Annotated in this window: 13 protein-coding genes; 3 read left to right on the top strand and 10 right to left on the bottom strand. The window is 71.3% G+C overall.

Going from position 1 to position 16,439, the window contains the following annotated elements; all coding sequences use genetic code 11:
• Positions 1-246: 246 nt before the first annotated feature.
• Together ACGFIV_RS28920 and ACGFIV_RS28915 are read left to right on the top strand one after the other, a co-directional pair.
• On the top strand, positions 247-2,001 hold the full coding sequence (locus tag ACGFIV_RS28920) for an ABC transporter (protein ID WP_392838224.1): 1,755 nt from the start codon (positions 247-249) through the stop codon (positions 1,999-2,001).
• Positions 1,998-3,713: a GTPase gene (locus tag ACGFIV_RS28915; RefSeq protein WP_358550104.1), complete on the top strand. Its 1,716-nt coding sequence runs from the start codon at positions 1,998-2,000 to the stop codon at positions 3,711-3,713. The genes ACGFIV_RS28920 and ACGFIV_RS28915 overlap by 4 nt, the downstream gene beginning before the upstream one ends.
• A gap of 72 nt (positions 3,714-3,785) precedes the next feature.
• Here the strand turns inward: ACGFIV_RS28915 and ACGFIV_RS28910 are convergent, their stop codons facing one another.
• From ACGFIV_RS28910 to ACGFIV_RS28890, 5 genes are all read right to left on the bottom strand, one after another.
• A complete protein-coding gene (locus tag ACGFIV_RS28910) occupies positions 3,786-4,880 on the bottom strand; it encodes an SPFH domain-containing protein (protein WP_358550106.1) in 1,095 nt (364 codons plus the stop codon).
• A 2-nt stretch (positions 4,881-4,882) separates the two neighbouring features.
• A complete protein-coding gene (locus ACGFIV_RS28905) occupies positions 4,883-5,314 on the bottom strand; it encodes an NfeD family protein (protein WP_358550108.1) in 432 nt (143 codons plus the stop codon).
• A gap of 186 nt (positions 5,315-5,500) precedes the next feature.
• Complete coding sequence (gene fahA / locus ACGFIV_RS28900) at positions 5,501-6,703, bottom strand: fumarylacetoacetase (protein ID WP_358550182.1); 1,203 nt, start codon at positions 6,701-6,703, stop codon at positions 5,501-5,503.
• An 830-nt stretch (positions 6,704-7,533) separates the two neighbouring features.
• Positions 7,534-8,709, bottom strand: coding sequence for a homogentisate 1,2-dioxygenase (locus tag ACGFIV_RS28895; RefSeq protein WP_392838223.1), 1,176 nt, complete (start codon positions 8,707-8,709; stop codon positions 7,534-7,536).
• Positions 8,710-8,836: 127 nt separating this feature from the next.
• Positions 8,837-9,484, bottom strand: a complete 648-nt coding sequence (locus ACGFIV_RS28890; protein ID WP_358550112.1) for a helix-turn-helix domain-containing protein — start codon at positions 9,482-9,484, stop codon at positions 8,837-8,839.
• Between the two features lie 286 nt (positions 9,485-9,770).
• Between ACGFIV_RS28890 and ACGFIV_RS28885 the strand changes: the two genes are divergently transcribed.
• Positions 9,771-11,051, top strand: coding sequence for a hypothetical protein (locus ACGFIV_RS28885; protein WP_358550114.1), 1,281 nt, complete (start codon positions 9,771-9,773; stop codon positions 11,049-11,051).
• Here the strand turns inward: ACGFIV_RS28885 and ACGFIV_RS28880 are convergent.
• The 5 genes from ACGFIV_RS28880 to ACGFIV_RS28860 all read right to left on the bottom strand — a co-directional run bounded on the left by ACGFIV_RS28880 (position 11,036) and on the right by ACGFIV_RS28860 (position 16,198).
• The gene (locus ACGFIV_RS28880) at positions 11,036-11,872 is read right to left on the bottom strand and encodes an ABC transporter ATP-binding protein (RefSeq protein ID WP_358550116.1); all 837 of its coding nucleotides are present in this window, start codon (positions 11,870-11,872) and stop codon (positions 11,036-11,038) included. The genes ACGFIV_RS28885 and ACGFIV_RS28880 overlap by 16 nt on opposite strands.
• The gene (locus tag ACGFIV_RS28875) at positions 11,869-12,681 is read right to left on the bottom strand and encodes an ATP-binding cassette domain-containing protein (protein WP_392838222.1); all 813 of its coding nucleotides are present in this window, start codon (positions 12,679-12,681) and stop codon (positions 11,869-11,871) included. The genes ACGFIV_RS28880 and ACGFIV_RS28875 overlap by 4 nt, the downstream gene beginning before the upstream one ends.
• Positions 12,682-12,721: 40 nt before the next feature.
• Positions 12,722-13,621, bottom strand: coding sequence for an ABC transporter permease (locus tag ACGFIV_RS28870; RefSeq protein ID WP_358550120.1), 900 nt, complete (start codon positions 13,619-13,621; stop codon positions 12,722-12,724).
• The gene (locus ACGFIV_RS28865; protein WP_392838221.1) at positions 13,618-14,583 is read right to left on the bottom strand and encodes an ABC transporter permease; all 966 of its coding nucleotides are present in this window, start codon (positions 14,581-14,583) and stop codon (positions 13,618-13,620) included. Before ACGFIV_RS28865 ends, ACGFIV_RS28870 begins: the two co-directional genes overlap by 4 nt.
• Positions 14,584-14,674: 91 nt before the next feature.
• Positions 14,675-16,198, bottom strand: a complete 1,524-nt coding sequence (locus ACGFIV_RS28860; RefSeq protein ID WP_358550124.1) for an ABC transporter substrate-binding protein — start codon at positions 16,196-16,198, stop codon at positions 14,675-14,677.
• Positions 16,199-16,439: the final 241 nt, after the last annotated feature.

Here is a 16,439-nt window from a genome sequence, read left to right as displayed (position 1 = left end):
AAAACACACACCCCCTACGACCAAGCAACCGCCTGGTCACACCGACAGAACGATTTTGCCGCTTGACAGCCCAGCTCCAGGGATGTCTGACCCGAACCGGACCCCGGCCTCACCGCCTGGTTCGAGTAGCGGCGAACGGTCGCATCCGCCTCTTCAGGCGCGGGGACCTCGTCCGGAACGGGTTTCCGAGCCGCCCATTTCCACCGGCCGCGGATACCTCGGCTCCCTGGGGGCATGACGGGTCTTATGGCGGGGAACAATGGCCTGCTCGTGGCCCTTACGACCCTGCGACGTCAGCTAGATCACGATCTGTTCCCCCTCGCGATCGGTGACGTCGCTTCGCACCGTCGTGCCCTCAAGGAGCTCAGAGGGCAGCTCGACGACTACCTCCTGCCGCGCGTCGCGGCCATGGACGCTCCGCTGCTGGCCGTCGTCGGAGGCTCGACGGGGGCGGGTAAGTCCACGCTGGTCAACTCCCTGGCCAGCGCGGACGTCACCGAGCCCGGAGTGCTGCGCCCGACGACGCTCGCCCCCACGCTCGTCGCCAACCCGGCCGACGAGGTGTGGTTCACCCGGCAGAACGTCCTTCCCGGCCTGGCCAGGACGACCGGGCGCGGTCGCGGCGAGCCGGGGACCCTGCGGATCGTCACGGCCACCACCCTGCCTCCGGGGCTCGCCCTGCTGGACGCCCCCGACATCGACTCCGTCGTCACGGCCAACCGCGAGATCGCGGCGCAGCTCCTCGCGGCGGCCGACCTCTGGCTGTTCGTCACCACGGCCTCCCGCTACGCCGACGAGGTCCCGTGGGGTTTCCTGCGCAGCGCCCGCGAGCGGAGCACGGCCCTCGCGGTGGTCCTCGACCGGGTGCCGCCGGAGGCGCTGGAGCCTGTTAGCGCGCACCTGCACCGCCTGCTCGACGCCAACGGCCTCGCCGGGACGCCCCTGTTCAGCGTGCCTGAGGTGGTGCTTCCCGAGGAGAACGCCCGCCTGCCCGAGGAGGCCGTACGGGGCGTGCGCGACTGGCTGGCCGCCATCGCGGCGGACGCCCAGGCGCGGGCGCAGGTCGTGCGCAGGACCCTCTCTGGAGCGCTGGAGAGCGTCACCCTCCGGGTGCCGGCGCTCGCGGACGAGGCCGACCGGCAGCGGGCCGGGCTCGCCGACCTGCGCGTCACCGTCGAGTCGGCCTACGGGGCCGCCATGGCGACCTTCGACGACGGAATACGCGACGGCTCGCTGCTGCGCGGCGAGGTGCTGGCCCGCTGGCAGGACTTCATCGGCACCGGTGATTTCATGCGCACGCTGGAGTCGCGCATCGGCTGGCTGCGCGAACGCATCGTCTCGGCGTTCACCGGGCGGCCCGCTCCCGACACCCAGCTCAGGGTGGCCCTGGAGACCGGGGTCGAGGCGCTGATCCGGTCATCGGCCGACGCCGCCGCCGAGCGCACGCTGGAGGCCTGGTCCGGCATGCCGGCGGGCCGCGACGTCATCGAGCGGGCCGGCGCGGTCTCGGCGGGGCGGCTCGGCCGCGCGTCCGCGACCCTTCCCGAACGCGCCTCCTCGGCCGTCCGGGCCTGGCAGGGGTACGTGCTCGACCTGGTCGCCAAGGAAGGGGCCGAGAAGCGCACCACCGCCAGGCTGGCCTCCTTCAGTGTGAACGGCGCCGGCCTGCTGCTCATGCTGATGGTCTTCTCCGCCACCGGGGGGCTCACCGGCATCGAGGTCGGCATCGCGGGAGGCACGAGCGTGCTGAGCCAGAAGCTCCTGGAGGCGGTCTTCGGCGACCAGGCCGTACGGACGCTCACCCAGGCGGCCCGCGAGGATCTCCGGCAACGGGTGCGCGAAGTGCTCGACGCGGAGGCGTCCCGGTTCACCTCGCTGCTCGAAGGCGTCGGACCTCCCGAGGACATGTCAGCCTCTCTCAGGCAGGCGGCGCGGACCGTACGGGACCACCGGGGTGAGATCGACGCCCCCGCCGTGGAAGCCGGGGTGGACGGGCAGTGAAGGTGCTGCGGCGGTCGGGCGCGGTGTCGCTGGACGACAGGCTCACCGCGCTGGCGGAGGCGGCGGACCTCGCCGAGGGCCGCCTCGACGAGGGGGCGGTCGCGGAGGTCCGCGCGGTGGTCGCCCGCGCGGGGGCGCGGCGGAGCCTGTCGGTCGACCACACGGTCGTGGCGCTCGCCGGGGCGACGGGCAGCGGGAAGTCGTCGCTGTTCAACGCGCTGTCGGGCACCACGCTCGCCGGGGTCGGGGTCACCCGGCCGACGACCTCGACGGCTCAGGCGGCGATGTGGGACCCCGAGGGGGCGGGGCCGCTTCTCGATTGGCTGGAGATCCCGCGCCGCCACATCGTCGACGGCGTCGACGGTTCGCTCTCCGGGCTGATCCTGCTGGACCTGCCTGACCACGACTCCATCGAGCTGGCCCATCGCCTGGAGGTCGACCGCCTGGTAGCCGTGGTCGACCTGCTGGTGTGGGTGCTCGACCCGCAGAAGTACGCCGACGCGGCCGTCCACGAGCGGTATCTGCGTGCCCTCGGCAGACACCAGGACGTCATGTTGGTCGTGCTGAACCAGACCGACCGCCTCACCCCGGCGGCGGCCGACCGCTGCGTGGGCGACCTGCGGCGGCTGCTGGACGAGGACGGGCTTTCCGGCGTGCCCGTCGTCGCCACCTCCGTGCCCAAGGACGTGGGGGTCGCCGACCTGCGCGCGACGCTGGCCAAGCGCGTCGCCGACCGGCGCGCATGGGCCGCGCGGCTCGCGGCGGACGCCGGCACGGCCGCCGACGTGCTCGCGGCGGCGTCGTCGGGCGGCCCGGCCGACGAGCCGTCCGCATCGGGGAGCCGCGCGGTGCCGTCCACGGTCGAGCTGGAGAAGCGGGCCCGTGCCGCCGGGGAGGCGCTGTCGGACGAGCTGGCCAGACCGCTGACGGCCGCGCTCGCGGAGGCGGCGGGCGTACCGCTCGTGGTGGAGGCGGTCGCCAAGGCGCACAGGCACCGGTCGGTCGCGGCCACCGGCTGGCCGGTGACCCGGTGGCTGCGGCGCTTCCGGCCCGACCCGCTGCGCCGCCTGCGCCTCGGCGTCCCGCCCGCGGACCGGACGGCGTCCGAAGAGGGCACGTCGCTCCAGCCCGGCGGCGCGGGGCGTACGTCCCTCCCGCCCGCGACGGCCGTCCAGCGGTCCCGGATGGGCACGGCGATCAGGGACGTCGGCTCCGCCGTCTCGGCCGGTCTGCCCGAGCCGTGGGCCGTGGCCGTACGACGCGCGGCGCGGTCGCGGGCGGACGACCTGGCCGAGAGCCTCGACCGCGCGGTGTCGGTGACGTCGGTGAGCAGCGGCAGGCGGCCCCGGTGGTGGCGGGCGGTCGGCCTGCTCCAGTGGCTGCTGTTCGCCACCCTGCTCGCCGGAGTGCTCTGGCTCTCGGGGCTGTTCCTGCTCGAATACCTCCGCTTCCCCGAGCTGCCGACGCCGACGCTCGGCGAGGTCCCCTGGCCCACCGTCCTGCTGGGTGGAGGGGCGCTGGCCGGGCTGCTCGTCGCCCTGTTGTCGCGGGCCGCGGCGGCCCTGGGCGCGAGGCGCAGGGCACGCAGGGCGCGGCGGGCGCTGTGGGCGAGCGTGGACACGGTGGGCAGGGAGATGGTGCTCGACCCGGTGCGGGACGAGCTGTCACGCGTACAGCGCTTCGCCGGCCTGCTCACCACCGGCCGAAGCTGACCTCAGGCTCCGGCGGCGGTCAGGCCCCGGCGGGTGGTCGGGCCCCAGCGGGTGGTCGGGCCCCAGCGGCGGTCAGGACTCGTCGGGGCGGGGCTCTCTCAGGGCCTCGGCGGTCTGGGGCCGCGCGTTTCCGAGCCCGGACAGAGGGTCGGGGACGGCGGTGCCGGGGCCGAGCCTGCGCGGGCCCGACTCCTCCGCGTCGGCGATCGCGTCCTCGGCGGCCTTGGCGGCGATGGCCGCCTCTTCCTTCGCCGAGCTGTGCGTCTCGACGACCTCGCGGGTGGCGGCGGACCGGGGCAGCGACTCGGTGAACGCCCGGGACACCCCTTGCAGCGCGGAGGTGACCTCGCTCGGGATGACCCAGAAGGTGTTGCCGGAGCCCTGGGCGAGCTGCGGGAGGACCTGGAGGTACTGGTAGGCGAGCAGCTGTGGGTCGGGGTCGTTGCGGTGGACCGCCTGGAACACCTCGTCGATGGCCTGCGACTGGCCCTCGGCCTTCAGGATCGCGGCGGTGCGGTCACCCTCGGCCCGGAGGATCGCGCTCTGCTTCTCGCCCTCGGCGGTGAGGATCTGCGACTGGCGGAAGCCCTCGGCGGTGAGGATCGCGGCGCGCTTGTCCCGCTCGGCGCGCATCTGCTTCTCCATCGCCTCCTTGATGCTCTTGGGCGGGTCGATGGCCTTGATCTCCACCCGGTTGACCCGGATGCCCCACTTGCCGGTGGCCTCGTCGAGCACCCCGCGCAACTGGCTGTTGATGGTGTCGCGGGAGGTCAGGGTCTTCTCCAGGTCCATGCCGCCGACGACGTTCCGGAGGGTCGTGACCGTGAGCTGTTCCACGCCCTGGATGAAGTTGGCGATCTCGTACGCCGCCGCGCGAGGGTCGGTGACCTGGAAGTACAGCACGGTGTCGATGTCGACGACGAGGTTGTCCTCGGTGATGACCGGCTGGGGCTTGAAGGACACCACCTGCTCGCGCAGGTCGATGAGCGGCTTCACGCGGTCGACCCACGGGATCAGGAAGTTCAGCCCGGGACCGAGCGTGCGGGAGTAGCGCCCGAGGCGCTCGACGTTTCCCGCCCGCGCCTGTGGGACGATCCGGATCGAGCGCAGGACGGTGAACACCACCAGCAGTGCGATCAGGATTCCGGCGATCAAAGCGGCGTCCATGCTTACTCCCGGGGATACACGAGGGCGGTCGCGCCCTCTATCTGAATGACGTCCACAGTCGCGCCCGCCGGGATCACCAGAGATTCGTCATAGGCGCGGGCCGACCACTCCTCTCCTCCGATGCGTACCCGGCCGTTCAGGCCCGTGACCTCCCGGGTGACGTAGGCGGACTTCCCGACCAGGGCGGCGACGCCGAACCGTTGCACGGGGGGGAGGGCGATATGTCGCTGGGCGATGGGTCGGAGGGCGGCGAGACCGGACACCGAGGCGAGGATGAACACCGCGAGCTGGATGCCGGTCGGCAGGCCGATCGCCGCGACCACAGCGGTCAGAAGCGCGGAGGCGCCGAGCAGTCCGAGCGCGGCGGTGAGCGTGAAAAGCTCCGCCACGCCGAGCACCGCCGCCAGTATCAACCAGAAGATCCATGAGTCCATTTGCCCCGGCCCTCCCTATTAGGAGAAACGCGTTCCAGGCGTCGGTGGTTCCTTGTTCTCCACCGTAGTCCTAAATTTTGGGGTACGGCAGGGCAAGCTCCCGTCGGCGTGAGGGCACCCGAGGGCATCCACACTGCCGTCACGTAGCGGTGCGGGCACACCGGGTGGCCGACCCGGCGGAGGCGGTCAGTCGCGTGAGGGAAGGATCGTGCCCGTCACCTCGCCCAGCGCGACGGAGGTGCCGCCGGGGCCAGGCGCGGTCGCGGTGATCCTCACCGTGTCGCCGTCTTCCAGGAAGGAGCGCGTCTGGCCGTCGGAGAGCTTGATCGTCTCGGTGCCGTTCCAGCTGATCTCGATGAGCGATCCCCGCTGTCCCGCCTCGGCCCCGGAGACCGTGCCGCTGGCGAACAGGTCGCCCGTGCGCAGGCGGGCGCCGTTGACGGTCATGTGGGCGAGCATCTGGTCGGGCGTCCAGTACATCTCCCGGTACGGCGGGCTGGAGATCGGCTCGCCGTTGAGCTCCACGTCGAGGGTGAGATCGAGGCCCCACGGCTCCCGCCTGGCCAGGTAGCTCAGGGGCTCGGGGTCCTGCGCCCTGCCGGGGACGCGGGCCTGTTCGAGGGCCTCCAGCGGCGTGATCCACGCGGAGATCGACGTGGCGAACGACTTCCCGAGGAACGGCCCGAGCGGGACGTACTCCCACGCCTGGATGTCGCGGGCGCTCCAGTCGTTCACCAGCGTCACCCCGAAGACGTGGTCGGCGAGGTCGCCGGCGCTCTCGCCGAACCGGGTCGGCGTCCCGACGACGAACCCCAGCTCGGCCTCGATGTCGAGCTTCACGGACGGCCCGAACACCGGCACGCCGCCGTTCGCGGGAGCCCGCTGGCCCCGGGGACGGGTGATCGGGGTGCCGGAGACGACGACCGTGCCCGACCGGCCGTGGTACCCGACCGGCAGGTGGCGCCAGTTGGGCTTGAGGGGGTTCTCGCCGGGCCGGAACATCTGGCCGAGGTTCGTCGCGTGCTCAAGCGAGCAGTAGAAGTCGACGTAGTCGCCGATCTCGATCGGCATGTGCAGCCGCACCTGCCGCAGGGGGATGAGGTGCGGCTCGGTGGCCGCGCGGTTCGCCGACGCCTCCCTGGCCTCCGCCGAGAGCAGGCGCTGGATGCGGCGCCGGGTGTCCCGCCAGGCCGTACGGCCCCGCGCCATGAAGGCGTTGAGGGTGCCGCCGGCGAACACCTCGTCGTGCAGGACGGGCGCGAGGTCGAGCACGTGGTCGCCGATGCGCGCGCAGGCGCGGGGAGACTCCCCGGGGCGGGAGAACACGCCGTAGGGGAGGTTCGCCACGGTGTAGGCGGACGCGTCGGCTCCGGGTACCCAGCTGGTCATCACGGTCTCCTCCTTGACGAACAGCGTCGGCCTGCGGTGATCGTCGAGGAGGCCGAGCGTGCGCAGGTCGTCGATGGGCGTGCGCGTGTTGCACGAGCCGTAGGAGACGAGCAGCTCCCTGGCCCGGCGCGCGGTCTCGTACGGCACGGCCCGCGCCAGGGCCACCAGCTCGCGCTTGTCCATGATCTCAAGCACCCGGGCCGGGTCACGGCCCTCGACGGCCGCGCACACGGCCATCAGGAGGTTGAGGAAGCCGTGCCGGTAGACGCCGAGGCCCGGGTCGGGGTGGCGGACCGCGTGGTGCAGGCCGGCGGTCGCCTTGAACGGCGTGCCCCGCTCGACGCAGGTGCGGATGAAGGCGCCCAGCTCGTGCGTGGAGGGAAAGAGCTCAGGGGTGAGCCCTCCGCAGCGGACCTTCAGCCCCACCCCGTCCGGCACCTCGTGGAGTTCGGTGGGCGGGACCTCGACGAAGAGCCGTGCGGCGGAGTTCTCCGGACGGACCCGGCCGGCCAGCTCCTGGATGCTCGACCCCGGTGGCAGAGCCGTCTCGACCAGCTCGACGTCGATGCCGGGGAGCTCGCCGAGCCGGTCGAGGCCGGGGAAGCCGGGCGTGTCGATGATGAGCCCCACCCTGATGGGACGGGTCAGCGTCGCGCGCAGCTCGTGCAGGCGGCTCGCCGGGCAGAGAAAGCGGTGGGACAGCACCGGGCTTCCCGCGTCCTCGTCGGTGTAGTGCCGGGCGACCCCGTCGGACATGGGCAGGAGCGCCGGCGGGAACAGCCCGGCGTCGTCGACGAGAGCGGCGAACAGCGGGCTCGGGGCGGGATGGGTCATCGGGCCCACGTCCAGGCGTACCCCGGGTCCTCGCAGGACAGCGCGGCGTCGCCGAGATCGAGCGGCCGGAAGGTGTCGACCATGACGGCCAGCTCGCTGGTGACCGTCACGCCCCGCCGCACGGCGTCGACGGCGGCCTCGACGGCGCCCGGCTGCGGGCCGTGCGTGAAGCCGGCCGGATGCAGGGAGATGGAGCCGACGTCGATGCCCGAGCCCTTGCGCGCGGTGTAGTCGCCGCCCGCGTAGAACATGAACTCGTCGGAGTCGACGTTGTGGTGGTTGTACGGGATCGGCACGGCGTCTGGATGGAAGTCCAGCGGCCGGGGGCAGAACGAGCAGATGACGAAGCCCGGCCCCTCGAAGGTCTGGTGCACCGGCGGCGGCGCGTGGGTGCGCTTCACGATCGGCTCGAAGTCGGCGATGTTGAAGGCGTACGGGTACAGGTAGCCGTCCCAGCCGACCACGTCGAACGGGTGGTGCGCGTAGGTCAGCCGGGTCAGGCCGCCTCGGGTCCTGACCAGGACGGGCGTCTCGGAGTCCTCCACGATCAGCGGCTCGGCGGGCGCCCGCAGGTCGCGCTCGGAGTACGGCGCGTGCTCAAGGAACTGGCCGTACTGCGACAGGTAGCGCTTGGGGGGCCGGATGTGGCCGGACGCCTCGATGGCCAGCGCCCTCACCGTGGTGCCGTCGAGCGGCACCCAGCGGTGGATCGTGCCGGTGGGGATCACGACGTAGTCGCCCTCCCCGGCCTCGATCACCCCGTACGTGGACTCGAAGCGCACCCGGCCGCTCGCGACGTAGACGCATTCGTCGCCCTTGGAGTCGCGGTAGAGCTCGCTCGGCCGGTCGGCCGAAGCGTACGACAATCGGACGTCCGCGTTGCCCGCCAGCGGCTGCCGGCCGGTCACCAGATCGCCTCCCGAGGGAAGATCCTGGGTGCGGAAATGGCGCGGGGACAGGGGGAGGTTCGGCGAGAGAGCGGCTCGCGCGCCCTCGGCGACGGCCTCCGCCTTGACGATCGCGGTGGGCAGGTGGCGGTGGTACAGCAGTGAGGAGTCAGAGGAGAAGCCCTCCTCGCCCATCAGCTCCTCCGCGTACAGCCCGCCATCGGGCTTCTTGAACTGGACATGCCGTTTGCGCGGCACCTCGCCGACCAGGCGGTAGTACGGCATCGGCCCTCCTGTGTACGCATATCGGACAGCACTGTCCTCTATACGTACGACGATCCGCCATCGGGGCAACGATGTCAATCTCACGCCCGCGCGCTCCTGAAGAGGAACGGCGCTCAGGGTGAGCGGGTCACTCCAGGGCCCGCCCCAGCTCGGCGGCGGCGGCGGAGACGCGGGGGCCGAGGATGGCGGCGTCGATGGCGCCGAACGTCACGATGCCCACGGAGGCCTCCAGCCAGGGCAGGCCGGACAGCGGGGCCGCGATGCCGCGCGCGCCCTCCTGGAGCTGTCCCTCGGTGACCAGGTAATCCGTACGTCCCTCGCGCAGGGCCAGGATCGCGAGCCCCGCCGCCCCGCGTGAGAGCGGGTGGCGGGAGCCCTCGCGGTAGGCCACGTGCATGTCGGTCCACGTCGGCTCCACCACGGCGATGGCCAGCCCCTCGTCGCCCTCGGCCGCCGTCAGGTGGGCCGTGGCCCCGGTCTCCTCGGCGAGACGGCGCAGGGCGGGGAGCGCGGCGGCCCGCAGCAGCGGCTGCACGGCTCTGGCCAGCGCGAGGACGCCGAAGCCGAGATGGGCGCGTCCCTCGGCGTCCCGCCGGGCGAAGCCCTCGTTCTGCAGCGTGGTGAGCAGCCGGTAGACGATCGGGCGGCTCAGCTCCAGCTCCTGCGCCAGCTCGGTGGGGGTGCGCCCGCGATGGCCGTCGGCGAGCAGCCGGAGCAGCCTGAGTCCCCGCTCCAGGGTCTGGGCCGACTCGGGGATCCCCTTGTGATCGCGCATCTCCCGATTATGCGAGGTGGCATCCCCTGCGGGAGGTCGCGGGTCGCCTCCCCGCACGGGTGCGGGCTCTGTAACGCCCGGTTGCGCGGGCCGTACGGGAGAAAGAACTTTCGCGTTCGCGCGGCGGTGTCCGGGAGGATCAGGCGAGGTGGAGACGGACAAAAGTGCATTTCTCGGTCAATGAATCCTGGAGAGCCACTGGTCGAGTAAAGATACGCCCGATACAGTCGTTTCGATCGTTTGCGGACGATCACTGATGATTTGGCACCGCCCAAGGAGACGCTTGATGCGAATCAGGAGAGCCCTCGCCCTCAGCGCCGCACTCACCGTGCTCGCGGTGGGCATTCCGGCCGCCTCGGCGTTCTCCGAGGACGGCGCCGACGACTGCAAGAACGTCACCAACGGTGGCTCGCAGTCCGACCCGCAGTGCTTCTGGATGGCTCCGACCCCCCAGGACGCTCTCGACATCGTGCGGTTCTGGGCCAAGGACGACGGAGCCAAGCTCAAGGAGGCCACCGAGTACCCGATCGGCTGGATCGACTGCACGGTGGAGGCCTGCAGCAAGGAGGGCGAGGGCGACGGCCAGGCCCACGGCGAGGGAGACCCCGCGCCCGAGGGCTACCAGGACGACAACACGCCGCCCACCTGTCAGACCGCCGGCGAGACCTGCTCGGTGACCCCCGAGGAGATCGCCGCCGCCGCGCAGACCGCCGCGGGGCAGGCGATCGCCGCCGCCACGGCGAGCGGCATGCGGGTGTGGGTCGACACCGAGCTCCTCGACGACTACAAGGCCGGCACCGCCGCCTTCGCCGCCGCCGTCAGGAAGGCCGGCGCCCTGGCCGCGCAGCCGGGCGTCGTCGGCATCCGGTTCACCTCGCAGCTCGGCTACAACGGCGCGGTGAAGACGCCTGAGGAGATGCGGTCGTTCGTCACGGCCGCCTCCGCCGCGCTGCACCAGGTCGCCCCGGGCAAGAAGCTCGGCGTCCACACCGTGGTACCGGAGTTCGGCTGCGGGAACAGCGACCTGTGCAAGGCCGAGATGACCAAGAAGTACCCGCTGCTCACGCCGCAGAACATCGAGCCGCTGCTCACCTCTGGGTCCGTGGACCAGCTCGCGCTCGACGCGGGCCTTCTCTCGACCGCCTACGCCACCTGGAAGATCACGCCGCAGCAGGCGCAGCGCAACCAGTGGAGCAAGGTCAAGGCCCTGGCGTGGGACACGCTCGCGCAGATCGCGGCCGAGGACGCCGGGCTGGCGGGCAAGGACGCCTCCACGCTCACCGCCGAGCAGGCGGCCACGGTGGCGCAGGAGCGGATCACCACCCCGCTGAAGGACGGCGCCGCGACGGTCAACCTCTGGACCCGCTGGCAGGACGGCACGGGCGCGACGTACCGCGTGATGGGCTCCAAGCTCGCCTCCACGCCCGCCTGGGAGCAACTCGGCAAGCTGGAGCCGCTCCAGCGTCGCCTGACCACCATGTTCAACCCGGCTTCGCCCGAGGTCGGCATCACCGAGGACGTCAAGAAGCTCTCCGAGGTCTTCAGCCAGGTCTACATCACCGACTGAACCTGGTTCGGGGGTACCGCGCTAGGGCTCGTTCCGGAGGACGGAAGGCGGGGCACGCTGTCGATGAGGCGGCGGGTGTAAGCGTGGCTGGGAGAGCCGAGCACGGCGGCGGTGTCGCCCTGCTCGACGATCCGGCCACGTTCCAGCACGGCCGTGTGGTGGCACAACGTCGCCACCACGGCGAGGTCGTGCGACACCATGACGACGGTCAGGCCACGTGTCTCCCGCAGCTCGGCGAGCAGGTCCACGATGCGCACCCGGGTGGAGACGTCCAGGGCGCTGACCGGCTCGTCCGCGAGCAGCACGCGCGGCTCGCAGACGATGGCCCGCGCGATGGCGATGCGCTGGCGCTGGCCGCCGGAGAACTCGTGCGGGTAGCGACGTGCGGCGTCCGCGGGGAGCCCCACAGCGTCCAGGGCGGCGGCGACACGCGCGTTCACGTCTTCCCGCCGGACGGCCTTCTCCCGGCGGGCGGCGTCCGCCAGGGAGCGCAGCGGTTCTGAGACGATCCTGCCCACGCGCTGCCGGGGGTCGAGTGAGGAGTACGGGTCCTGGAAGACGGTCTGCACGCTTCGCCGGAAGGCGCGCATCTGGGTTCGCCGACGAGGTGACAGCTCCGTGCCGTCGAACAGGATCTGCCCGCCGGTCGGCCGCGCCAGCCCGAGGAGCAGGCGCAACAGGGTGGTCTTGCCCGCGCCCGACTCGCCGACGAGCGCCACGCTCCGGCCGGGCGTGACCTCAAGGGAGACGTCCGACAGTACGGGCGCGGCGCCGCGGTAGGCGAAGGCCACGTCGCGCGCCGAAAGGATGGCCGAGGTCAACGTTGGCTCCAATCGAGCGCGCTGTCGAGTCGCCGCGCGCTGCCCACCAGATCACGGGTGTACGGGTGGCGCGGTGTGTTCACGATGTCGAGGACGCGGCCGGACTCCACGGCCACGCCGTCCTTGAGGACGAGCACGTGGTCGGTGACGGCCGACACGACCGCGAGATCGTGGCTGATGAACAGCAACGCCATCCCGCGCGCGGAGACCAGTCCGTCGAGCAGCGCCAGCACCTCGGCCTGGACCGTCACGTCGAGCGCCGTGGTGGGCTCGTCGGCGATCAGGAGAGCGGGTTCGCAGGCGAGGGCCATGGCGATGGCCACCCGCTGGCGCTGCCCGCCGGAGACCTCGTGCGGGAACGCCTTCGCGATGCGCCGCGGGTCGGTCAGACGCACCTCCTCCAGTGCCGTGATGACCGCCTTGCGAAGTGCGGCGCCGCGCAGCCCGCGTACGCGCCGGAGGGGCTCGGCGAGCTGGCGGCCCACCCTCATCAGCGGGTCCAGCGCGGTCAGGGGCTCCTGGAAGACGACGGTCGCGGCCCTGCCGCGCAGGCCGTTCAGGCGCCGCTCCGTCGCGCCCACGACCTCGGCCCGTACGAGCCCCGGAGCGTCGAGCACCGCACTGCCCGACACGGTCATCCCGGCCGGGACCAGTCCCATGATCGCGAGCGCGGTGAGCGACTTGCCCGAACCCGACTCCCCGATCAGGCCGAGGCGGGCGCCCGGCTCCATCGTGAACGACACGCCCGAGACGAGCGCACGCCCGTCCGCCGACCTCACGGTCAGCTCGCTGACGTCGAGAAGACTCATCGGACCCTCCGCCGGGTCGGGACGTACAGGCGCCGAAGGCTCATCGGGTCCTCCGCCGGGTCGGGTCGGCCACGTCTCTGAGGCCGTCGGCGACCAGGTTCACGCCGACGACCAGCACTACCAGGAGCACGCCAGGCGCGATGGCGCCGAGCGGCGCGGTCAGCACGGTGGCCTGGGCCTCCTGCAGCATCCGTCCCCACGAGGCGTTCGGCGGAGGCGCCCCGAGCCCGAGGTACGACAGGCTCGCCTCGGCCAGTACGGCGAGGCCGAGCTGCAGGGCGAGGTTCACCAGCAGGGTCGGCCAGATGTTGGGCAGGACGTGCTCCGCCACCACACGCGGCCACGAGGTTCCGGACGTACGCGATGCGGTGATGAAGTCTTGGGCGAGCACCCGCTTGACGAGCACCCGGGTCAGCCGCGCCACGATCGCCGACATCGCCAGCCCGATCGCCAGGATGGCCGAGCCGAGCGACGCTTCCCGCGCCGCCACCACCAGCATCGCGAGCAGCAGGGTGGGGAAGGCGATCAGGATGTCGAGCAGGGCCGAGATCGTGTCGTCCAGCCACCGGGTGGCGAATCCGGCGAGCAGACCGGCGACGACCCCGAGGAGCCCGCCGAGCGCCACCGAGCCGAGGCCGGCCGTCAGCGCCACCCTGGCGCCGATCATCAGCTGGGTCAGCAGGTCGCGGCCGAGCTTGTCCGTACCGAGCAGGTGGGGCGGGCCGGGAGGCGCGAGCCGTCCGCCCGAGGTGTCCTCCGGGGAGAACGGCACCCAGAACAGTGAGATGACCGCGACGGCGACGATCGTTCCGGCCAGAACGCACCCGGTCACCAGCGTCGCGGACCGGCGGCGCCGCCCGGCCGGCGCAGCGCCGCCGGAGTGCGGGGCTCCGCCAGGATCGGCCGTGTCGCTCGGGCCGGCGGGGTTCGCGTGGGTCATCGGGCGCTCCGTGACAGGGTGCCGCGCAGGCGCGGGTCGATGAGGCGCTGGACGAGGTCGGCGACGAAGCCGATCACCAGCACGCCGAAGGTGCTGACGAACAGGACACCCTGGACGACGGGGTAGTCGTGCTGGGCGATGGCCTTCGCGAGCATGCTGCCGAGCCCCGGCAGGGCGAAGACGCTCTCCACGACGACCGCGCCGAGGAACGTGGTGGCCAGCTCGATCCCCAGGATCGACACGACGGGTACGGCCGCGTTGCGCAGGCCGTGACTCCACATCGCCCTGGTGAACGACGAGCCGAGCGCTCGGAACGTCCGCAGGTAGTCGCTGTCCAGCACGTCCACGGTGGCGGAGCGCACGTACCGGATGAGCGAGGCGGACATGACGAGGGCGATGGTGACGACGGGCAGGGCGAGCGAGGTGAGCGCGTCGGCGGGGTTCGCCCAGTCGTCCTGCGGGAAGCCGCCCGCGGGAAGGATCTGGAAGTACAGCGCGAACGCCGTGATCAGCAGCATTCCCACCCAGAAGACCGGGACGGCGATGCCCAACTGCGACACTCCGTTGAGCAGCGGCCCGTACCAGCGGTTCGACCGGTGGGCCGCGACGAACCCGACCGGCACGGCCACGACGACGGCCAGGAGGAAGGCCAGCAGCGTCAGCGGGACGGTCACCACGAGGCGCGAGGCGATCTCGGGACCCACGGGAAGGGTGCTGATGAACGACGTGCCGAGGTCGAACGTCGCCATCTGCCCGAGCCAGGTGACGAACTGCTCGGGCAGCGGGCGGTCCGACCCGATCCGGTGACGCGCGGCCGCGATCTGCTCAGGGGAGGCCCCGACCGACAGCAGCGAGTTGGCCGGGTCGCCAGGAAGCAGGCGCAGCAGCAGGAACAGCACCGTGCTGGCGAGCAGCAGCGAGACGACCAGGAAGGCCATGCGCCGCAGCAGATAGGTGGTCATGACAAGCCGTTCGGGTCAGGAGAACACGCCCCGCGCCCCGGCGGGCCGTACGCGATGACGCGTCGGGCCCGGCCGGGGCGGGATGGTGCGTTCAGGCCTTCTTGATGCCGTACGCGTAGAACTGGGAGTTCAGGCCGTTCAGCGGGTAGCCGGACAGCTTCGACGACGCGACGACGATCTGCGGGTAGAGGTAGAGCCAGTCGCTGGCGGCGTCGGCGGCGATCCGCTGGTTGACCTTCTTCAGCAACTCGGTCTGCGCCTCGGCCGTGTCCGACTCCTCGGCCTGCTTCACCCACGCGGTGACCTGCGGGTTGTCGTAGCCCCAGTAGAAGTCGGGGTTGCCGTACCAGACGACGTCGCGGTCGTTGACGTGCTCCTGCATCGTGGCGGCGAAGTCGCGGTTCTTGTAGACCTTGGTGTACCACTCGTCGGCCGTGATGACGTTGATCTTCACGGTGATGCCGACCTTGGCCAGCTCCGACTTGATGAACGTCGCCGCCGTGGGGTGCGGGTCGTAGTTCGGGGTGTCGAGCGTGAAGCTGAACCCGCTGGGGTAGCCGGCGTCGGCGAGCTGCTTCTTGGCCAGGTTCACGTCGTACGGGTTGACCTTGGTGAGATCCTCGTACCACGGGTCGGTGGGCGGCACCATCGAGCCGATCAGCGTGCCGTACTCGCCCCAGATGGAGTTGAGCAGCTTCTTGTTGTCGATCGCCGAGGTCACGGCCTTGCGGACGAGCGGCTTGTCGAACGGGGCCTTGCGGTCGTTGAAGGCCAGCAGCAGCTTGGTCGTGGAGTGCCCGTTGGTGACCTTGTAGGCGTCGTTGCCGCTGAACTGCGCCAGCGCGTCAGGGCTTTGCTCGCTGGTCACGACGTCTACCGCGTTGGTAAGCAGGGCGTTGTTCAGCGCCGTGGCGTCGGTGAAGTAGTGGAACACCACCTGCTTGTTGGCGGCCGCCGTGCCCCAGTAGCCGGGGAACCGGTCGAGGCTCAGCGAGTCGCCGCGCTTCCACGTCCCGAGCTTGTACGGGCCGGTGCCGTCCTCGCTCGTCGCGAGGTCCTTCGCCTGGTCGTTGATGATCCAGATGTAGCTGAGGTTGTAGACGAACGAGATCGACTTGCTCGACAGCGTCACGGTGACCGTGTGGTCGTCCGGGGTCTCGATCTTCTTGATGACCGCGAAGCTGCTCTTGCGGGCGGACTGCGAGCCGTCCGCGGTGACCTTCTCGATGCTGTACTTCACATCGGCGGACGTGAGCGGCTCGCCCGAGTGGAACTTCACCCCGTCCTGGAGCGTGAAGGTGTAGGTCAGGCCGTCGGAGCCGACCTTGTAGTCCTTGGCCAGGAGGTTCTCGACCTTGCCGTCGTCGGTGAGCCTGAACAGGCCTTCGTAGACGTTGCCGTTGAACGCTTCGGTCACTCCCTGCCCGCCACCTGCGGTGTTGTCGAGGTTCTGCGGCTCGTAGAGCGATCCGATGCCGATCGTCGCGTCCGTGCTGGACGCGCTCGCCGGCGAGGTGCTCTTCGTCCCCGTGCCGTCATCCGTACCGCCGCAGGCGGTGAGGGCGAGCCCGAGAGCGATGGCGGCGCCGAAGAGCGACGTCGTCTTCCTGTTCACTGTTTCTCCTGGTCGACGGCCTGCGCGGCCGTATATGTGGGGGCGGCCGACGTGGGAGTCCGAATCCTACATTAAAAGGTGGTTTAGTAGGTTTTTGGGGGGTCTGCACCTTGCAACTGGGCCGCGGGCGAATCGATTCCAGATCTCGCACGACGCCGGGCCGCGGGCGAATCGCGTCCTGATCTCGCACAACGCGCGACGGCCCGCACCGCGTCTCCGCGCGGTGCGGGCCGTACTGTGA

The sequence above is a fragment of the Sphaerisporangium sp. NPDC049003 genome (assembly GCF_043197795.1).
Taxonomy (GTDB): Bacteria; Actinomycetota; Actinomycetes; order Streptosporangiales; family Streptosporangiaceae; genus Sphaerisporangium.
The sequence above is the reverse complement of the archived record's forward strand: the minus strand, read 5'-3'. Positions and strand labels throughout refer to the sequence as shown.

Bases quoted from the DNA above. Each gene is read 5' to 3' on its own strand.
- ACGFIV_RS28910 (WP_358550106.1), bottom strand. From the start codon at position 4,880: ATGGACGCCGCTTTGATCGCCGGAATCCTGATCGCACTGCTGGTGGTG.
- ACGFIV_RS28920 (WP_392838224.1), top strand. From the start codon at position 247: ATGGCGGGGAACAATGGCCTGCTCGTGGCCCTTACGACCCTGCGACGT.
- ACGFIV_RS28870 (WP_358550120.1), bottom strand. From the start codon at position 13,621: ATGACCCACGCGAACCCCGCCGGCCCGAGCGACACGGCCGATCCTGGC.
- ACGFIV_RS28895 (WP_392838223.1), bottom strand. From the start codon at position 8,709: ATGCCGTACTACCGCCTGGTCGGCGAGGTGCCGCGCAAACGGCATGTC.
- ACGFIV_RS28905 (WP_358550108.1), bottom strand. From the start codon at position 5,314: ATGGACTCATGGATCTTCTGGTTGATACTGGCGGCGGTGCTCGGCGTG.
- ACGFIV_RS28865 (WP_392838221.1), bottom strand. From the start codon at position 14,583: ATGACCACCTATCTGCTGCGGCGCATGGCCTTCCTGGTCGTCTCGCTG.
- fahA (WP_358550182.1), bottom strand. From the start codon at position 6,703: ATGACCAGCTGGGTACCCGGAGCCGACGCGTCCGCCTACACCGTGGCG.
- ACGFIV_RS28885 (WP_358550114.1), top strand. From the start codon at position 9,771: ATGCGAATCAGGAGAGCCCTCGCCCTCAGCGCCGCACTCACCGTGCTC.
- ACGFIV_RS28875 (WP_392838222.1), bottom strand. From the start codon at position 12,681: ATGAGTCTTCTCGACGTCAGCGAGCTGACCGTGAGGTCGGCGGACGGG.
- ACGFIV_RS28890 (WP_358550112.1), bottom strand. From the start codon at position 9,484: ATGCGCGATCACAAGGGGATCCCCGAGTCGGCCCAGACCCTGGAGCGG.